Genomic DNA, 248 nt, shown 5'->3' on the forward strand with positions numbered 1-248 from the left:
GGCGCACGCCGCCCAGGCACTTGGTCACCGTGTGGCTGCCGAGCTTGTACTGGCCGTCGGGCATGCCGGCGGCGGCGGTGGAGTCGGTCACGCAGTACAGGCACGGGATCGAACGCAGGGCCACCCTGATGGCGCCGGGATGGACATGCAGCAGGTCGGGGATCAGCTCGGCGTAGCGTGCGTGGGCCAGGGCCGCGCCGACGATACCCGGTTCGCGGTGGTGCAGGCCGGTCATCGCGTTGTAGAGG

Annotated in this window: 1 pseudogene; it reads right to left on the reverse strand. The window is 71.0% G+C overall.

What is annotated here, in order from left to right:
* A pseudogene (locus tag ACLJNW_RS27315) lies at positions 1-248 on the reverse strand (N-acetylglucosamine-6-phosphate deacetylase); the annotation flags it as partial.

Origin of the sequence: Salmonella sp. SAL4457 (genome assembly GCF_046548235.1) — a bacterium.
Taxonomy (GTDB): Bacteria; Pseudomonadota; Gammaproteobacteria; order Enterobacterales; family Enterobacteriaceae; genus Salmonella; species Salmonella enterica.